This window comes from Cobetia sp. SIMBA_158 (assembly GCF_046566945.1).
Classification (GTDB): domain Bacteria; phylum Pseudomonadota; class Gammaproteobacteria; order Pseudomonadales; family Halomonadaceae; genus Cobetia; species Cobetia amphilecti.
This window is the reverse complement of sequence record NZ_JAWJYL010000441.1, coordinates 1-267: the sequence shown is the minus strand read 5'-3', so window position 1 is coordinate 267 and position 267 is coordinate 1. Positions and strand designations below refer to the sequence as shown.

Genomic DNA, 267 nt, shown 5'->3' with positions numbered 1-267 from the left:
CAAACCGCGACGCTGAACTTTCTTGCCGGATATTCGTGGCAGGCTCCGCTCATTCTGATCGGCCTCGCGTTTTTCGTCGTCGGTCTGCTGGCCGGCCTGCTGTCCGCGCTGCCCGCGATTTTCCGGCTGCGCATGGAGAACGGCCGCCTCAAGCGTGAACTGCGCACCGCGCGTGAAACGCCTGCCGTGGTGGCGGAACCGCCGCTGCCGCCGCTTATCTGATTCGACTTGCCGCCGGGCGTCCGTCCGGGCGCGCGGCTTGATTAC

At 66.3% G+C, this 267-nt stretch carries 1 protein-coding gene; it reads left to right on the top strand.

The genetic code is table 11. The features are described 5' to 3' along the window. Positions 1–222, top strand: a 222-nt coding sequence (locus R2R70_RS20610; protein ID WP_410978994.1) for a lipopolysaccharide assembly protein LapA domain-containing protein, incomplete at its 5' end; no start/stop codon positions are given. Between the last annotated feature and the right edge of the window lie 45 nt (positions 223–267).